Consider the following 18602-nt stretch of genomic DNA (forward strand, 5'->3'; position numbering starts at 1 on the left):
TGAAGTCATGCGTGCACTACGTAAAGGACAAGCATCGTCATTTTATTATGGTCAGCCTCAGGGTGAAGTGTGTCTAATCAACAGGGTTTTCGGTCTCTAAGTACTTTTTAAAGGGAACATCATCGACTCAAATCTCTATTTGCAACAGTGCCGAATATAGACACTTTAAATGGGTTCTAACAAACACGTTTCGTATAAGGTGTATTATGTTAATTTTAGAGAAACTACTAAATTATATTGAGTTGTAAATAGTTGAAATTCCGTTAAGATATATTGGATTAAATTCTATTCCTAGATAGCATTCGTGTTGACTCATCTCTCCAAAAAACTTTGGTTTTGTTTTCTTATGGTTTTTGCCATAGGATGGAGTAGTGTGTCTGTTGCATCAGTAAAGATAATGCATATCAATATGCAAACTGAAATGAGCCAAGATCATTGTTTAGATCAAGCACAGCAAGTCACTCAACATGGTATTAATCACGAAGTACAGACGAATACCGATTGCCATAATCATTTAGTTATTAATCACGAAGTACAGACGAATACCGATTGCCATAATCATTTAGTTATTAATCACGAAGTACAGACGAATACCGATTGCCATAATCATTTAGCTATTAATCAGAATATAGATCACAAAAAGTGTCAGGAATGTTCTAGCTTATCCTGCCAGACACAGATCTCATGTCTTCATTCTTTGCAAAGCTCGCTAGATCCCCTAGATACCTTCTATTCTATAGATCAGCCTAATTTTTATTACCTCAACCAATATCTAAATGGGTATTGGCAAGAAATTTCACGTCCTCCTAAAACTTAACCAATTTTTTTTAAAATTTATTTATTTTTCAAAAATTAAGGTTAAGTTATGTCTCATAAAATTAGTTCGTACCTATTAGCAGGTATTTGTTTTGCATCGTCGCCTTTGGTTTTTGCCGAAGTGCGTGAATATCAGCTTGTTATTGATGAAGCAGTGGTCAGCCCAACTGGAAAGCCTGTAAAGCGCATTACCGTAAATGGTCAATTTCCTGCGCCTTTGCTTGAGTTTGAAGAGGGTGATGAAGCCATCATTCGCGTGAAAAATAATTTAAAAAACCAAGATTCTTCTATTCATTGGCACGGACTGTTGTTGCCAGGCATTATGGATGGTGTACCAGGATTTAATGGTTTTAACGGTATTAAGCCTCAAAGCGAGTATGTTTATAAATTCAAGATTCGCCAAAGCGGGACTTATTGGTATCACGCTCATTCTAAAGGACAGGAACAAGACGGCTTATATGGTTCTTTTGTGATTTATCCAAAAGGTAAAACACCATTGGCAGCACATGAAAAAGCTGAACGTGACTATGTGGTGATGTTGTCAGATTTTCATGAAAAAACCAGTGATCAAATTCAGAAAGATCTTAAAATTTCAGCTGAATATTATCAAGATCAGCGTGAAACCTTGGGTGATGTTTGGAAGCAGGTTAAACGTGATGGCATAAAAGCGACATGGTCTGACCGCAAAATGTGGAATCAGATGCGTATGCTAAAAACCGACATGTCGGATGTTACAGGTTATACCTTCCTCATTAATGGCAAAACACCTGAACAAAATTGGACAGGAATGTTTAAACCGAATGAAAAAATTCGCCTACGTTTTGTGAATGCATCTGCGATGTCTTTCTACGATGTCCGTATTCCTAACTTGAAAATGACTGTGGTTAGTGCTGATGGTCAGCCTGTGAAACCCATTTCTGTAGATGAATTCCGTATTGGTACGGCTGAAACTTATGATGTGATTGTGGAGCCAAAAGGTGGACATTATCAAATTGAAGCTGAGTCAATTGACCGTTCAGGTTATGCGATTGGTACGCTACACAATGAACTAAATCCTGTGACACACGGCATTCATATGCCTCAGCCACGTCCACGCTCGCTTTTGACTATGGAAGATATGGGACATGGTGGTGGTGATCATTCAGGAATGGATCATTCGAAAATGAACCATGGCGATATGAAAGGCACGGATCATTCACAGCATAGCGCAGTAAAACCGCAAAAAAATGATCAAGTGGTTTATGGTTGGGCAAATGCCTCTACACCTGCAGGTAATAAAGCCTTGCAATATAGCGATTTAAAATCATTAGAGCCGCAAAAAGATACTCGTGAAGCCAGCAGTGAATTGGTCGTGCGTTTGGGCGGTACTATGGAACGTTATATTTGGACCATTAACGGTAAAAAATTTAGTGATGCTGAGCCGTTAAAAGTGAAATATGGCGAGCGTATCCGTATCAAATTTATTAATGACAGTATGATGGCGCACCCGATGCATTTACACGGTATGTTTATGCAGTTGGAGAATGGTCAAGAGTCGGTAGATATGCCAAATAAACACACATTGATCGTACCACCGGGTAAAACAGTGACTGCTTTATTAACTGCGGATGAGTTGGGCGAATGGGCAATCCATTGTCATTTGTTGTATCACATGAGTGCAGGAATGATGAACAAGTTGATCGTGGCAAATGTTAGCGATGAACAAGTGTCTACAACGCCAATTCAAGGTACAAATTCGACTCAAACTCACCAAGTAACTGAGCAAAAAGGAGCTGGACATGCACATCACTAATTTTGTATTTAAAGCGTTTTTTTCTGTTGCGGTATTGAGTTTAACAAGCTTAAGTTTGGCGCACGAAGGGCATCATTCAACAGCTCAGACTGATGGAAAAAATGTACCATCAATGAATCATCAAGCGATGTCTGAGATGGATCATTCACAGCATTCTCCACAAGAGCATGCACAACACATGCAGATGATGGGGAAAATGAACCATGGTCAGATGAATCATGCACAACATCAGGCAACATCTACGGTTAATCATTTACATCATGTACCAGATGCGAATACTCAGCAGAGTTCGCATTATGATCATCGCTCAGAACACGGTGCGCAAATTTATGCGATTACGACGGTGGATAATAAGTGGTTTGTCAATGAAGATGGCACAGGCGGTTTAAAGTCAGAGTTTGAAACCCGTATTGGCACAGATGAAAATAAGGTTTTTATTAAAGTTCATGCCGATAAAGAAGAATCGCATGATGCACATTATGATGCCAAACTTTTATATAGCCGTATGATTTCAGACTTTTGGGATGCACAGATTGGTGCACGTTATCGCAGTGAAAAAGTTGAACTCGATGATCATCGCAAAGACACCGAAGAAAATGTTGATGCAGTGATTGGCTTACATGGTATGGCACCATATTTCTTTGAAACTGATGCTTATCTCTATGCAGGAGAAGACAGTTATGCGGGTTTTAGTCTAGAAACGGAACGTGATTTTCTGATTACGCAAAAGTTGATTATTCAACCTTATTTAGAGTTGGATGCGATCTTTAGTGATGACTCTAAATATGCGAAAAAAACTGGTTTAAGCAGTGCAACCGCAGGGCTTGAAACTCGCTATGAAATCAGTAAAAAGATCATGCCGTATATCGACATTGCCTATGAGTATTCAAAAGGTAATGATGAAACGTCGTGGCAAATAGAATCAAACTCTGAGAAAGGTTGGTTATATGGAGCTGGTGTTAGATTTAGATTTTAATTAATTTAATGATTACTAAATAGCTTTATTTAAATAAAACTCTAGCTTAATGTGGCCGGAAGCAAAATGTTAACTTATTTTGCTCCCTCCCTCCCATTTAACATAATAGAGCTTATACGAAACGTATATTTTAAATATATAAAAATCAGATACTTGTGTTATAGTGATAATGCTCGACGATGTCGAAAAGCTGACTTGGAAACAAGTCGGCTTTTTTATGAGCAGTTTTGATAGTTCTTACCAATAAATCTGACTAAAAATTACGCTTCTCAACTTGATAGATACAATTTTATGATACATTATTGTATATACAAATTTGAATGTTTTTTATGGAACAGTATTTCGAATGGGATGAGGCAAAGAATCGAAAGAATCAGAAAAAGCATGATATCTCTTTCGAGACTGCAAGCCTTGTCTTTGATGATCCATTAAGGATCTCAATCCAGGATAGACATACCGATGGTGAGGAACGTTGGCAAACCATTGGAAGAGTAAAAGGCGTACTAATGGTATTAGTAGCTCACACCATCTTTGATGAAGATGACTGTGAAATCATACGAATTATTAGTGCAAGACAGGTCACTAAAGCGGAGCGAGATAAATATGAGCATGGTTAGATACTCACGCAAAGAACTGAATGAAAAATTCAGCGACAAGCAAGATGCTGAAATTGAACGCTTGCTTGCTAAGGGAACGGTTCCTGACGATCAGCTAGATCTCTCAGATATTCCTGAAGTTACCGACTGGAGTAATGCTGTACGCCACAATCAGTTCTATCGTCCAGTAAAGCAACAAACATCTATTCGTTTAGACGCTGACGTACTTGCATGGTTCAAAGCACAAGGTAAAGGTTATCAGACACGTATGAATGAAATCTTGCGGGATGCCATGCTAAAAGAATTAAAAAATCATTAATAAAAATGGGAGCTTAAGCTCCCATTTTTATTAAGTTAATATCAATTTAAATTAATCGACTAGATATAACTTGTGTTTTTTCTTTGGTAGCTCAACTTTTTCTAAAGCATCAAATGTTAATTGATTAAAATCTGTTTCAGAAATTCCAATCTCATCAAGCATTTGATTCTTATCGAATTTTTCTTGTGAAGCTAAAACAGACATAATTTTGGGTAACATGAGACTCTCATCACGGTGAGTTTCTTCAGGTTCATTAATGTTGTAACCCAATGAGTTAATCTTAATAGAATTACTACGATTAACCCAGTCACTAATTAGCCCAAGCTTATGAGCTTTGTAGTTAATGGATTTTAGAGACGTTCGCCACACCTTCTTATACTCGATCATATTTTCGAGTGAAAGATAGCGTGGCACAGTCGCAAAAAATGCATCTGTTGGCATTAAAAATTCAGAAGAGAATTGATCAGCTTCAGTTTCAAGAGCACGGTTATCTTTCTTGACACGAATTTTCTTATTATGCGTGTGCATAACAACATGGCCAAGTTCATGGGCACAATCAAAACGAGCTCTTTCTGCTGACTTAAATGTATTTAGAAATATGAAAGGACTACCACTTTCATCATCAAAAAAAGATAGCGCATCAATTTCTTCGATTTCTGTGGGCAATCTAAAAACACGTATTCCTTTTAGCTCACACAATGAAACTATATTATTAATGGGCTGACTACCTAAAGCCCATAAGCCCCTTAGCTCTGATGCTAGATGTTCAGCGTATTTAGGCTCTCCCAAAAATTCAGTGATATCTAAATCTGGGCGCTGAAACTTAGGCAACATTACCTTTTGATTCAAGTATTTATTAATACTAATTGCTAAAAGTGTGTACGCCTCATTAGCTTTTCTATGTTGTGCCTTGATACGGGCAACAGATCTATAAAAGATCTGGTCTGTTTCATGTGGTTGTATTTCATTACTTGTAAAAAATGACTTAGGTAAATTTAATACGCGACATATATCATTTTGATCATTTTCACTGATTTCTTTTTCCACATCCAAAAGTTGCTTTACCTTAGAGATAGAACAACTTAATTTGTCTGCGAAATCGGTATTGCTAAGGCCGCGTAACTCTTTAGCAATACGTAAACGATCTTTATTAAACACATTAACCTCAGATTAAATTACAAGCTGAATATCAAAATCATCAGGTTTAATTTCATTAGATGGTTCTAATACTGGCTTAGGATCAGCTTTCACAGGAAGTGTATTATCTATTTCGAAGGCGATTCTGCAAGTATGGTTACTAGGCAAAATAGAGATTTTTTGAGCTTTTGGATCCTGAACAAAACTGGTTGGATATGCAAACTCAAAAGGAATTGTCGGGATATCAGTACTGATATAGGCTGGATGAGATGCGGAAGGAAAATATAAGATCCATGTCCGTAATTTTGTCTCATCATCATAACTAGACTGGTTTTCCTTAATATTTTTTAAGGTCATAAACCCTTTCTTACAATGTGCTGATACAATTTGGTCAGCAATTCCTAAGGCAATGTTGCCACTCATAAAAATAATTTGTATTTTCTTCGCTGTATTTTCAATTCTTGGCTGACTGTCATTATGAAATACCCAATCAGGATCAGATTGTCGAAGCAGCAAAGCAAGTTGCTCTCCAATTTTTCCCCACCGTGCGATAAAGCGAGCGCGGTTATAGTAAGTATTTGTCCTAAATTCAGCATCACCAATCATGATGGCTTGTCTTACTAACTCAAGATCCGGTAATCCTAATAGTTTTGCTTTTGTGATCGCATCTTCGCCTTTGAAAAAGTCGCAGGGCGTGGGTTCAGAGGGTTGCATTGAGTCTTCATCAAGAAGATTTAAATTCATGAGATATATGTCCTAAAATAGCGAATGTCCATTTTATAACATCATTTGATGTTTTAAAAAAGACATTTAAAATATATTTTCTTATTAAAATTAAAAACTTTTAATCGAAACTCTAATTAGGAATATTTTCTAATTTTAGGTAACAAGCTACTAAGATCCAAGTTTTCGAAAATCAAAACTGTGTTTGATAAAATTTCTACAAATCTATTTATTTAACATAAAATCTCTTATACGCAATTCAGTTGTTAGAACCTGTAACTCCAAAATAGAAATGTCCGGTTTCTCCAAAGTAAAAATGTCCGCTTTTAGAATATGCACTTTTGCAATTTCCTTAGCGGACGGTTTGATATGTTGGTGTCTATGTCGGATAAAGAACTTAAACGATTGTCGGTCTTGCAGGAAATCTGCGATCAACGCATAACTCAATCCCAGCCTGCTCAGCTACTTCATATTTCAGAACGTCAGATCAGACGTTTATTGCAAAAATACAAAACTCAAGGTCCAACTGCATTAGCCCATGCTGCACGTGGCCAAATCAGCAATTCCAGGCTTCCTGAAGAGCTCAGACTCAAGTGCCTCAATCTGGTCGCTGAACAATTCCATGGTTTCGGACCCACTTTAGCGCATGAAAAGCTCACCACCGTTCATGGCTTTGATATTTCAGTTGAAACACTGCGTTCCTGGATGATTGCAGCAGATCTGTGGATTCCTCGCGCCAAGCGCCTGAAACGCCCGTATCAGCCTCGTTATAACCGGGACTGTTATGGTGAACTGGTACAAATTGATGGCTCTTACCATGACTGGTTTGAAGGACGCGCTGCTAAGTGCTGTTTGCTGGTGTTTATCGATGATGCGACAGGCAAATTGCAGCATTTACGCTTCTGTGAGTCGGAATCAGCCTTTGACTATATGATTTCAACACGTTTGTATGTTGAACAGCACGGTAAACCGTTGGCATTTTACAGCGATAAACATTCAGTCTTCAGGGTCAATCAAAGCAGCAAGAAAGACACCAAGATTACGCAATTTGGGCGCGTACTCAGCACACTCAATATCGATATCATCTTCGCCAATTCACCACAGGCAAAAGGACGTGTGGAACGGGCCAATAGAACACTGCAGGACCGTCTGATCAAGGAAATGCGCCTGGAAGGCATTTGTTCGATTGCAGAAGCCAATGCATGGCTGCCCTGCTTTATTGAGCGATTTAATCGTAAATTTGCCAAGATGGCCTTTAATCCCAAGGATCTACACCGGACTGTCACTGAAACTGCTGAGGAGTTAGATGATATTTTTACCTGGCGTGAACCCCGCAGAGTCACGAATAGTCTGACAATTACTTATGATAAATGCGTATATCTCTTGGAAAATACCGAAGAAAATCAAAGATTGATCGGCAAATATCTTGAGTTCCTGGAATACCCAGATGGTACTGTCGCAGTTGAATAACAAGGTCGAAAAATCAATTACAGCATCTTCGATAAATTAAGTCAGCTGAATCAGCGAGAGATTGTTGAGAATAAACGGTTGGGTGCTGTTCTGAATCATATCCAACAACAGCATGAAGAACTGGAACAGCAAAACAAACGTAATCGTTCTCAAAAGATGCCAAGCAGACGTGCACAGAAAACAGCAATTCAAGAACGAAATCTAAATCCTGTGCTTGACTTGGAAATGTCCATATAGGACATTTCTACTTTGGAATAACACCACAAGTTAGAACTCACGCTAGTAACCAAATTTTCCGACTATTATTTTTTGTTCAAAGTAAGAATTTTATATTTTTTTAACTTTAAAATCAAAAACTTAGTCTTTAAGAGTGGAATCCTTGACAGATTTTTTATGTAAGCTATTGTTGAAATTCACTATAAATAAAAAAATCCTATAATCTAACTAATATCATTAAAATCAAATATTTATAAAAATGTAATAAATTTAATAGTCGGAAAATTTATGTTTTCTAGATAAATTTTAAATATTTAGACTTAAGCGACACCGCTAAGAGTGGAAAAGTACGACAGTGGATAGTAAGAATAGACATAGATCTATAACAGATCGAATAATTTATCTTTGACTCAGCTTTAACATAAAATCTCTTAAGTGAAACACTCTTGTTAGAACACACATTACTAACCAAATTTTCCGACTATTATTTTTTTGTTCAAAAACTCAATTCAATATAATTTTTTAATTATTAAAATCAATAACTTAATTTTAAATATTAAAATTCTAGATAGTTTTTTTGGTGTAAGTTTTTTTTTAATGCCCCATAAATAAAATCCCCATAATGATTTTTTTATTTTAAAATCAATATTTTATAAAAAATAAAAAATAAATCCAATAGTCGGAAAATTTGTGTTTTTAATAGAAAAACCTTAATTTTTTTAAAATTGAGACTTATAGGTGTAGAGATTCACCCCTTAGTTACAGCTGAGAGTGGTGGCAGTCCAAATCTAACTAAAAGGTGTCTATAAAATCAGTAGCTATTCAGTCTTGCAAAATATTCACTTAATTTTTGTTATACAAAGCTTTTGAGTAAAGGATGAACCCACATCAATGTAATAGCAATTATCTAACCGGGTCATTTCCTTGACGATCGTATGTCCCAAATAGATAGCATCTATGTTCTCTACAACATCATAATTATCTGAATAGTTCTTTACTCTTCCACGCCCCCATAGTGCATTTGTGTAAGCTGAAACCATTCCTGAAATCCAGTAATCACCTTGCATGATATCTGCTTTAAAAGCGCCCCATTCATGAATATCAATATCTGCATGAACTACTCCTATTCGTTTATCTAGAAGTTCAAGCTCGATAACGATTGGTAAATCTTCAAAGCTTTTGATAATTTTATGCTGCTGATGTGATGACAACTGATAGAACCACTCACCACCATTTCTTTCATGTAAATGTCTAAGCTTTGAATCAAATAGACTTTTAATACACATTTCTTCGTGATTGCCACGAACGGTTCGAAACCATGGTTTTTTAATCAATGAAAAACATTCTAAATTTTCTTTGCCTTTATCAACCAGGTCACCCGTGCATATCAACAAATCTTTATCAAAGTCAAAATCGATAGCGTTGAGATGGCTCATCAGCAAGTGATAAGAACCATGCAAGTCGCCTACTACGAAGATCGATTTGAAAGATGATCCATCTATAATCTGGATATGATTTGTCATGAGGGAGCATCATCCTACTGATTAATAGCATTATGCATGAATAATATTTTAACTAACCACAGACCTTCAACCAACCTTGATCGCAAAAATAGCCCCAGACGAATTTTTACTTTTGGTCAGCCCATTCAGACATGATCTCAATACTAAATAAGTCCCGTATCAGAAATGTGTGTCACCAATCTGACTTTGGTTTTGCCAGTTGCAGTACAGGTGGCTTGTTATTACCTGATGCTCTTTTGCGAACTTTGCCTTTTAGTTTAAGCAACTGTATAGGTGAAAATGACTCTTCAGGTATTAAAACATTGAAATTATTAATCATGTTTAATGCAGCTAGAATTGCAATTAAATCCGAGAGTTTCGCATTACCTTTCTCAGCATTTAACACCGTTCTTCGACTGATCCATGCTTTACTCGCAACTTCAGCTTGTGTCATATCTCGATTTAATCGAATGCGTTTTAAGCGCTCTCCCAACACTGATGCAATATATACTGGACTGTCATTTTCAGAATACATCATTATTCATCACTCACATTTAGATATTTTATGACCTTATGGCATAGAAAAATCTAGTCAATCCTAAAGTCGTTAAGTCCTAATATTGCACATATCCTGTTTTAATTGCCAGTTATGTGCAAACATCTGTACCTAATACCATATAGATTCTTTCTGATACACACTGAGAATGAGGAGCATGCCATTTTTATCTTCTCCATTGGCTCATAGAACCTCTCTTTTTTATAATAAAATAAATTGAGCTCCTGACATTCTTTGATTATTTATTTTTCAGTTTTTATAAGAACTACTGATCAGGACCTTGACGCACTGCTCTTTACTGGATAACCTTATTTCAACACAGCAAAATCTGTGCTCAGGCGTGAGAACCTGATAAAATCTAGGTGCAATTAAATGTCGCACTTGCGGCTATTTTTTTGCCTACTGTTAAGCAGTTCTTATGGTAGCTTAGCAGGGCAGCTTCGTGCTGGCTGATCCTAGATTCAGTATTCTCACCCCTGTTAAGTTGCCTCCATTACCGTGAGAAGTGATGGAGATAATTAAACTCTTATCTAGGAAACTGCTATGCGTACTAAATTCAATGATGCAAACCCATGCATGCCAAAAAACCTCGCTAAACAGCTGATTATCGAAGGTGCTAAAGTTCTGAACCATCAACAGCGCCAAGCCTTGCTCGATATTTTCATGGCTTTAGATCAGGCGGAAAAAACAGCTGAAAAGATACTTCAGCAACATGCTGTAGCTCAACAGAGCACCTACAACTTTTCTCAAGTTCACGAATGCCAAGATGAAGACAATCAGGAATATTGGTCAGGTCATTACCATGATTCTTACAGTCAAGAATATCCAGAAGATTGGGTAAAACGGACTCAGTCCACCCCACGTCGTCATAAGTTCCCTAAGACTGTTTACTGATCGGCGGGGGTGTCTCTTTAAAAGTAGGCATCATAATCCGAGCTACTCGACCGAGTTGGCTCGGATTCTCTTGGTGAAAGTACTGCATCATTTTGATGATCTAGATGTGAATCTTCGGATAACTCGGTTAGCCTTTGGGCCAGTTTTGCTCGAACATCCTGAACCATATCTCCCAGATATTGCTGTGCCTCGTTTAAGTCAATTGTTGGCCCTATCTTTAGGTTAGTGGTATTGAGTTCTTTAATATGCAATTCAACGACTGTCATCAGGTTCTCAAACCCCTCAGTTTCCCCGGTATTCATCCGAGGCAACTGTACCCTGAACTCATTTAAACATTCTTCTATAAAGTGGATGTATCCCTCCATATTCATTTTTTTACTTTCGGGTACGATGTTTGGATCACATAAGTCATGAAAGCAGCCTTCAGCCTTATTTGCATATATATACGCGTCATCCAAATATAAATCTGTATATCGTATTTTCATTTTCTTCAATTCGGCACTGATAGTTTTTATCACAAGAGGATCATTTTTTGGTTGGTTACTGGCCTCTATTTCTGCTTTAACTCTTCTAACATGCTCAATAAGTTTTCGGTGTTCAGCTCTTCGTCTTGCAAGGTTGACCAGTCGATCGATTCCAACTGTTTCAAGGCGTTTAGATACGGTCTTAAACTGCTCTGGAGTTCTTCCTGTATCAGTGGGCGAAGGTGTGAGCTGGTCAATAACAGTTTTAAACGTAGCTCTAATTCGCGCCCAAATACTGTTAAAGAATCGATTAGTTCTTTGTAAGATATCTCTTTCTTGATTTCGTCTTGATAGCGCCTGAGGATCTTGTCTCTCTCGATTAGTTTCTGCTTCATATCGTTCAGTTTCTTCATCATAAGAATGTTTTCTTTGCGCATAAGCTCCTGATAGTCGTTCTGAAGCTTTTGTGACTTCATGAGTTCGTCGATGTATGCTTTTTGGGCTTCGAAGACCTGCTGGTAATGCCGGGCTTCCTGCTGAAGTACTTCCGTTTTTTGTTCCAAAGCTTGAATCATGCCCTTTAGCTGGAGAATCAACTGGTTTTTTTGGGTTTGTAACAATGTTTCTATCATGTTGCACTCCGATATTTAGATAAAATCCCTGAGCAGTGACAGCATGCTGAATATGCCGAATATCCCAAGACACCACAGTATTTTTTTGCATTGCTGATGGAGCTGCTGTATCAAGCTGATTCCATCTCCAAGCTGATGGCTTAACTCTTCGGCTGATTTCGCTTGAGAGCTGTTGTTGCGGCATTGCTGCTGTATTTGTTTCAGCAATGGCATTATGTTGAGAAGGTCGTTGCGTAGTGCACTGCTGTTCTGTTGCTCTTGCTCGCTGATCTGCTGTATCTGGTGGAGTAATTCCCTGTTCCTGCTCAAATCGCTCTGTAGATTTTGCAAGATTTTCTGTTGGCGCTGATGTAGCTTCAGAATGTCCTGAAACTGGGTGTCGGTTTTGATGTTGTACAACATCAATTCCAGATCGATAGTCTGGGTTTCTGCCAAGCTCTGCTTTAACTGTTGCTCCAGGCGCTGCCGATAATCCTGATAGTGGTTCGAGAGAGTCTCCAGTCGCAGGAATTCCGGTTCGATAATATTTTTGGTGATACGTAAAACGTTTTCTTCGAACTTGTTCAAGTCGCTTAAGGCATTCTGTGAGTTCTGCTGAAGGTGCTGCAAGTCCTGCCGGATGTCCAGGCAATACTGCTCGTGCTGCTTCCGGTCCTGCTCGATTTTTTCGGTAAGCATCGAATGAAAACTCTGCATGATAAAACTTCCCTTTTAAACGGTCTGTTCCATAACTGGTCTTAAGTGAAATGTAGTGATCATCTTTTCGACTTAACTCACCAAGTTCGGACAGACTCTTGAGCAAATCATCTCGGTTATTGATGATTCCATAGACAATGCGTTGTTCTACATATTGGTGAATTAACTCCAGACGGGTCTTTTTGGGCAGATGCTGCATACCGGCTTTAATTGCAGCTGCGTTTTGCATCTCATGATGATTTTTAAGTTTTATGCTCTTTATACGGGTAGGGTCATCAGGTCTTGCCCAACCATATTTATGGTTTAAAAAATCACGCAGTGGGTCAAAGTAATGATGATGTCCTGGTGGAGCAATGTTTAATGATTTTCCTGAATTCAGTTCAATTCGAGGGACCAGTATATGTAGATGGCGTGAGCCATTATCCTCAGCATGCATTACAGCTGTCATGTGATATTGTTCCGGACTCAATCCGGCAAAAGCATGTTCCTCAAACAGATCCAGAACTTCTTCAAGCTGTGCATCTGATACATGGTCTTCGGGCGACCAGGCAATCACTGCAGAGGTGTAGCAGTATTGAAACTTGATACTTTCAGCAATGATCGCAAAGGTGGCAGGATCTCCTCTCAGGATTTTTACTCCTGCTCGCCGGTCACCTTGATGATCCTGCTCACCTGTTACATAGGCTGCTGCCAGCTTTGGATCGCCTGTGCCTGACTTTAAAAATTTGATAAGCATAATCTATCGATCCTCCATTACCCGTTGAATTGCTTTTGCTTTTCTGTTTTTCGCAAGCTGATCAGAAACAAAATATTTTGGGAGCACAGGAAGATATTGATGTAAATCAGACTGAATCGTGACCAGAACATCCACGCAATCGACAAAGGAAAACTTCTGAATGTCTTCAGTTTGTTGAAGACATAAGAAGTTCAGTGAACGTGCAATCTGGTTGATATTATTTCCGATTCGGCCAAGTTCCAGTAAGAGTTGAGGGTCGGCACTGGGTACCGGGCGACCCACTGTATTTTTTAAGGATCTTTTTTTGAGTGGTACGGACTGCCACAGCTTAGAAGGTTCACTAAGGGCTTGTTCTTCACTGGTCCGGTGAACAAGTGGCCAACATCGACATAACTCGCGCTGAATAAGGATATGAATCAGCTTGGTAAAACCAATTCCATGTTCCTGAAGAAAACTATCTAACTGCGCCCCCTGTTCAGCATTAAAACGAAGTCGCTTCGTGATTTCACGTTTGGTCCTTTTCATTTATCTATCCTGTTCAGACTGGTGATTTATGGGGTCTTAGGGGGTCGCCCCTAACAAGCCCTGTTGCGTACCAAAAGTGAAGTTCGTAGAACTTTATTTTTGTAGCTACAGGTAGGCTTGCTTAATAAACTGCTCTTTTTAAGAACAATTTCCCCCTCCTGAACCTTAAGCATAGAGGAATTAAAAAATTCAAATCCCATCCGTCGAATTTCGGTTTTTTTTGAACGAAATCATCTATTTTTTTTGAAAGAGTTACTTTATTTCTTAACCGGGAACGAGTTGTAAATCAGCGTTCAATCTCGAATTAATGTTCATTGATATAGTTTTATATCTAAAACATCTTAAAAAATTTGAAATTGGCTTGAAATCATGCAGATTTTTTTATAAAAATGTGTTGAGGTTTATTTTTTTATTTATTTTTGAGTCAGTCATCAAATTCATATCGTTTTCAGCATCGTATTCTTATTTTCAATTAATTTGTTTTCCCTGCTAAATAAAATATTTTTTACATAAATATCAATTAATTAATAATTAATTATAAAGAAAAATAACACACATCTATCCTTCAAATTTCAGGTTTAACTCGTGACATGTAACGTTTTAATTTTGGGGATGTAACACTTTTGTTTTTGTTAGAAACGGACGGTTTTTTGTTAGAAACAGACAGTATGTGAAGTGCATCACAATTTTTTAAATTTATTATTCTGTCTTATGAAATTAATACATAAATTCTATTAATAATTATTGCGCAGCAGCCTTTTTCAAACAAAAAATTTCTGCATAGGCTGCTTTTAAAGAGTTCAGATATATTGTTGCTTTCAAAGCAAAATGACTCATCTTATAATGGATCTTTAATTGCTCGAACTTCAGTACACTGCAAATTGATAAGATCAAATAAGGACTTTATGAGGCAATTCCCCCTAAAAATAAAAGGATCTAAAAGTGGAATTTTCTCTTAAGATACAAGCAGGAAATTCTGTATGAAAACATCTAAAATTACTGACAGTCAGATCATGTCCATTTTGAAACAGGCAGAATCTGGTACACTTGTAGCTACTCTTTGGCGTGAACATGGTATGAGCAATGCTATATTCTATAAATGGCGTGCTAAATATGGCGGTATGGATACTTCATTAATAGAGTTGGAAGCAATGTCTGTGATAAGTGAAACCTGCTACCGTTATCAGGCTAAACTTAGCGATGACAATACATTTATTGCAGAACAGCTTATTGAACTCACTGAGGAAAATCCCGATTGGAGTTTTGGTCTGTGCTTCTCGTATTTACAGCATGTTAAGAGTCACTGCTAGAATCACAAACGGGTTTACCGCATTTACTGTGAGTTGGTACTGAATCTGCGTATTAAACCGAGAAGAAGACTAAAACGGCATGCGCCTGAACCATTGAAAGAACCATCCTAGAAAATCAGGTTTGGTCATTAGATTTTATGCATGATCAACTTTCCGATGGTCGCAAGTTTCGATTATTGAATGTAATTGATGATTACCGTCGAGAAGGTTTAGCCATTGAAGCAGGATTCTCATTACCGAAAATCAGGGTTATTCGTACGTTGAATCAGTTGCTGGAGTGGCGAAAAAAGCCGTTAGTTATTCGGTGTGACAATGGCCCGGAGTTTATCAGTCATGAATTTGTACGCTGGGTAACTGAACAAGGTATTCGTATTGAATATATTCAACCAGGTAAGCCACAGCAGAATGCGTATATTGAGCGTTATAATCGGACTATACATTATACTTGGCTAAGCAAGTATCTATTTGACATACTGGAAGAAGTACAAGATTATGCAACGATTTGGCTGTGGCATTACAATCATGAAAGACCACCTCTAATGGCTGCTTAACCTCTACTTTTAACTTCGGTTATTAATGCTCGAAATCTGCTCAGGGCTCTCCACCCGTGATTCGCAATGCTCATCACGGGTGGAGAGCCCTGAGCAGATTTCGGCAATATTCACCCTACCTTCGCCAATAAAAATTGACACAGGTATTTGAATATTGCCGTTGTTGCTCTTCACGGTATGGAGCCGCCTTTCGCTTTCAATCGACACGCTCAGATTGCGTTTAGTCTGAGTCGCAAGAGAGTATTTTGGATCTAACTATCCACCCGCACACGCCTTTCTCTCTCATTGGCTTGTTATCTCGGCGAGGGAACTACCCAACATGCCACTTAAACAATCGACCAACGTATTCCCTGCGCCCTTTCCCCAGTGCAATTCTTCAGATAGGAAAGCGATTATAAAATCTTTAGCCTTTGATGCCTGCCGTCACTTATCCACCTGCACATCAAAGCCACGAAGAAGATCAAGCCAACATATAAACAGTTGCACTTACAAACTTAATCTTTTGTACAGACGTAGTGAACGAACCCATAGGTTTAAATTGTATTACGAAGCACATTTAACGAAATTTTTTATATCTGAGGCATTGAAATCAAAACAATTTCTCAAAAAATTAGACTGTGTACAAAAAAATTTACATATAAACGGTTGTACAAAAGAATAATTTATTTAAAATATGAGGAACTGGCAGTTACAAGCCTCTGGTGATTATCTGTACGAGTTTCAGCTCTACAGATCTTTCGTTAAAAGATACTGGTAATATCATTTAACTGTAACGCCAATCAATTTAATACAAAGGCCCTTGTTAAAACAAGGGCCTTTGTATTCCAGTTACATAAAAAATGAAATTAGCTATGTTAATGGGCTGAACCGTACCGGGTTTGTCGGAAACTCAGTATTCTGAGAGAATGTTCCGATGACAAAATTAAAATATACTCCTGAAATCAGAGAAAGTGCAGTTCAATTATTGATTGAATCTGAAAAACACTATCCATCTAATTAGGCTGCGATCACTGCTATTGCACCTAAAATTGGTTGTACTCCTGTTTTATTCAAAACCATGTGTTTAATTGACTGATCGGTTAGCTCGGAAATATCCACAAGATCACCAACCACTTGTTGTCCTAGCTATTCACGATGAGCACCTTTAGGGATTTCCTGCATGTTTTGAGATTCTTCAGAACTAACAACTAAAGGCAACCTATCCATATCTAAGACCTCCATTAAAAGAAGTAGTGGCATAGCACATAAGCTTAAGCTAAAACCAAGTACGGGATCTAAGAAGGTGAGTTTCAGCAACATGCTCGTGCTTGAACAGTTGGCAAATGAATTATCTACTACTTAACTTTTTTACAATCCAATTGCAATCAATTAACAACTATATTAGTTGTTATATAAAACTAATATAATTGCATGATGCTACACCTCAAGACCTATCTCTTTGAGGACACCAGCATACTTTCCGACAATCTGGGCATCTTGTAATTCGATCAGAAGCCTTTTCTCTAGATCAGCATAGCTTTCCCCTACTGCAGCTTTTTGGCTTGCAAATGGATCATGGTGAGCTAGCTTGTTGGCAAAGAATTGAATCTGCTTGTCTGTTAGCTTCTTAGTTTTGGTGTGAGTGACTTCCTTAGGTTGCTGCTTAGTTGTGAACGTAAATGAGAAGCCACTAATAACACGTCCATTTTTATGTTGCTCATAAGAAGCAATGATATCTGTTAGTTCATTAATTTGGTTTAATGCTGTATCGAGTACTCGGGCTTTGAAGTTCGCCATTTTGACATAGTCATCCTCTGCTAATCCAAGCTTAAAGCGAAAGTCGTCTAACTCAAACATAGGTGTCTTGCCAACAGTACGCCATTGGATCAGTAACTCGTAAAGACGAATTGCGTATTTGCTTGTGAGAGAACTGATCTGTTTAAGCTCATAAGCAGTAAAAGACTTCTCTAGCTGTGTAATCAATGGAATTACATCTGGTGCAAAAGTTAGCTCTACAATCCCGGCTGAATCAACATAGGCTATTTTGGAAACCCAGCGTGATTTCACGATCTTTTCCTGCTGAGTCCCCTCATGGATGCCCTTGTAACTGAATTTGCGCTCAAATAGATTGCTAGCTGCGTTTTTAAGCCCCTCATAGGCCGCATGCTTATCCACATTAAACTGCTTCATATAATGATGAGCATGAACCTCTAAGGTACTATTAGCGTCCACATTCTTGCTTAGCTCTCTTGCCTGCACAATTGCCAGGAGAATCAGTCGTTGTTCTGTTGTATCCAAATTATAGCTGGCATTGATTAACGCATTATCCTTAACTACAAGCTCATTTTTCACTGAAACTTCCCCATATAATCATCCAATTAGCATACATCAATCAACAGTGTAGACACAAGGTGGGAAAATGTAGACTTGAAGGTGGGAAAATGTAGACTTGAAGGTGGGAAAATGTAGACTTGAAGGTGGGAAAATGTAGACTTATAAGCTCTGAAACACTTGCTATACAAGGATTACAGAGGACTTAAAAATAAAAATATTAAAAATATTAAAAATAAAAGAATTACTGTTTAAAAATTTAAGATAATTTCTTGTTTTACGAGTATCAATTTACACTGATGAATAGACTTCCGTCATAAATCAAAAAACGTACAATTTATTTGATCTTAAAGTAATCAGCAAAATTATTTAATTCAAGGG

Annotated in this window: 12 protein-coding genes and 3 pseudogenes; 8 read left to right on the top strand and 7 right to left on the bottom strand. The window is 37.8% G+C overall.

The window, feature by feature from the left end; genetic code table 11:
• The 5 genes and pseudogenes from MTX11_RS15025 to MTX11_RS15045 all read left to right on the top strand — a co-directional run.
• Nucleotides 1–100: pseudogene (locus MTX11_RS15025) on the top strand (IS6 family transposase); the annotation flags it as partial.
• A 765-nt stretch (nucleotides 101–865) separates the two neighbouring features.
• Nucleotides 866–2608, top strand: coding sequence for a multicopper oxidase domain-containing protein (locus tag MTX11_RS15030; protein ID WP_243475467.1), 1743 nt, complete (start codon nucleotides 866–868; stop codon nucleotides 2606–2608).
• Nucleotides 2595–3584: a copper resistance protein B gene (locus MTX11_RS15035; protein ID WP_243475468.1), complete on the top strand. Its 990-nt coding sequence runs from the start codon at nucleotides 2595–2597 to the stop codon at nucleotides 3582–3584. Before MTX11_RS15030 ends, MTX11_RS15035 begins: the two co-directional genes overlap by 14 nt.
• 329 nt (nucleotides 3585–3913) lie before the next feature.
• Nucleotides 3914–4201: a BrnT family toxin gene (locus MTX11_RS15040; protein ID WP_034706912.1), complete on the top strand. Its 288-nt coding sequence runs from the start codon at nucleotides 3914–3916 to the stop codon at nucleotides 4199–4201.
• Nucleotides 4188–4499: a BrnA antitoxin family protein gene (locus MTX11_RS15045; protein ID WP_191112978.1), complete on the top strand. Its 312-nt coding sequence runs from the start codon at nucleotides 4188–4190 to the stop codon at nucleotides 4497–4499. Before MTX11_RS15040 ends, MTX11_RS15045 begins: the two co-directional genes overlap by 14 nt.
• A gap of 51 nt (nucleotides 4500–4550) precedes the next feature.
• Here the strand turns inward: MTX11_RS15045 and MTX11_RS15050 are convergent, their stop codons facing one another.
• Nucleotides 4551–5657, bottom strand: a complete 1107-nt coding sequence (locus MTX11_RS15050) for an ImmA/IrrE family metallo-endopeptidase (protein ID WP_191112979.1) — start codon at nucleotides 5655–5657, stop codon at nucleotides 4551–4553.
• 12 nt (nucleotides 5658–5669) lie between these two features.
• Nucleotides 5670–6380, bottom strand: a complete 711-nt coding sequence (locus MTX11_RS15055; protein ID WP_243475469.1) for a hypothetical protein — start codon at nucleotides 6378–6380, stop codon at nucleotides 5670–5672.
• Between the two features lie 360 nt (nucleotides 6381–6740).
• On the opposite strand from MTX11_RS15055, the pseudogene MTX11_RS15060 reads away from it, so the two are divergent.
• A pseudogene (locus MTX11_RS15060) lies at nucleotides 6741–8066 on the top strand (ISNCY family transposase).
• Between the two features lie 818 nt (nucleotides 8067–8884).
• On the opposite strand, the gene MTX11_RS15065 reads toward MTX11_RS15060, so the two are convergent.
• Together MTX11_RS15065 and MTX11_RS15070 are read right to left on the bottom strand one after the other, a co-directional pair.
• The gene (locus MTX11_RS15065) at nucleotides 8885–9568 is read right to left on the bottom strand and encodes a metallophosphoesterase (protein WP_004282053.1); all 684 of its coding nucleotides are present in this window, start codon (nucleotides 9566–9568) and stop codon (nucleotides 8885–8887) included.
• Between the two features lie 172 nt (nucleotides 9569–9740).
• Complete coding sequence (locus MTX11_RS15070; RefSeq protein ID WP_005102094.1) at nucleotides 9741–10085, bottom strand: helix-turn-helix transcriptional regulator; 345 nt, start codon at nucleotides 10083–10085, stop codon at nucleotides 9741–9743.
• 561 nt (nucleotides 10086–10646) lie between these two features.
• Here MTX11_RS15070 and MTX11_RS15075 point away from each other — a divergent pair.
• Nucleotides 10647–10997, top strand: coding sequence for a hypothetical protein (locus MTX11_RS15075; protein ID WP_004282055.1), 351 nt, complete (start codon nucleotides 10647–10649; stop codon nucleotides 10995–10997).
• Nucleotides 10998–11014: 17 nt separating this feature from the next.
• Here MTX11_RS15075 and MTX11_RS15080 read toward each other — a convergent pair whose 3' ends face one another.
• Together MTX11_RS15080 and mobC are read right to left on the bottom strand one after the other, a co-directional pair.
• Nucleotides 11015–13525 carry a relaxase/mobilization nuclease domain-containing protein gene (locus MTX11_RS15080; RefSeq protein ID WP_243475470.1) on the bottom strand — a complete coding sequence of 837 codons (2511 nt, stop codon included), beginning with the start codon at nucleotides 13523–13525 and terminating at the stop codon, nucleotides 11015–11017.
• A gap of 3 nt (nucleotides 13526–13528) precedes the next feature.
• Nucleotides 13529–14050 carry a plasmid mobilization relaxosome protein MobC gene (mobC, locus tag MTX11_RS15085; protein WP_004282058.1) on the bottom strand — a complete coding sequence of 174 codons (522 nt, stop codon included), beginning with the start codon at nucleotides 14048–14050 and terminating at the stop codon, nucleotides 13529–13531.
• 980 nt (nucleotides 14051–15030) lie between these two features.
• On the opposite strand from mobC, the pseudogene MTX11_RS15090 reads away from it, so the two are divergent.
• Nucleotides 15031–15911, top strand: a pseudogene (locus MTX11_RS15090) (IS3 family transposase).
• Nucleotides 15912–17327: 1416 nt separating this feature from the next.
• Here the strand turns inward: MTX11_RS15090 and repM are convergent.
• Nucleotides 17328–18242, bottom strand: a complete 915-nt coding sequence (gene repM, locus MTX11_RS15095; protein WP_004282038.1) for a replication initiation protein RepM — start codon at nucleotides 18240–18242, stop codon at nucleotides 17328–17330.
• Nucleotides 18243–18602 lie beyond the last annotated feature (360 nt).

It is taken from the genome of Acinetobacter lwoffii, from assembly GCF_022809915.1.
GTDB lineage: Bacteria > Pseudomonadota > Gammaproteobacteria > Pseudomonadales > Moraxellaceae > Acinetobacter > Acinetobacter lwoffii_M.